At 40.8% G+C, this 255-nt stretch carries 1 protein-coding gene; it reads right to left on the bottom strand.

Annotated features, from left to right (window positions below; all coding sequences use genetic code 11):
* Window positions 1–255, bottom strand: a 255-nt coding sequence (locus WFK35_RS23385) for a hypothetical protein (protein WP_336735019.1), incomplete at both ends; no start/stop codon positions are given.

Raw genomic sequence — 255 nt, 5'->3', positions numbered from 1 at the left:
AAGTGGCGTTAAGCTGTGTTCCGAAATATTGCAGGAAGCCGGGTAAAAAATCGAATCTTCTGTTGATGCCCAATTCGATTCCGCTTAGTGAAGCTGCTTTTCCGTTATTTGGTGCGGTGAACTGTACACCGTTTATTCCGTTGTAGTTTCCGATGAAAGAATCCTGAAAAATCGGGTCTGTAATAGATTTATAGAATACTCCCCCACTCAGAATTCCCACATTTGAAAAGTAGTATTCTCCCATCAGATCAAAAT

This window comes from Chryseobacterium sp. VD8, assembly GCF_037149975.1.
Classification (GTDB): domain Bacteria; phylum Bacteroidota; class Bacteroidia; order Flavobacteriales; family Weeksellaceae; genus Chryseobacterium; species Chryseobacterium indicum.
Note: the sequence above shows the minus strand (reverse complement) of the source record. Positions and strands in the feature narration are given on the sequence as shown.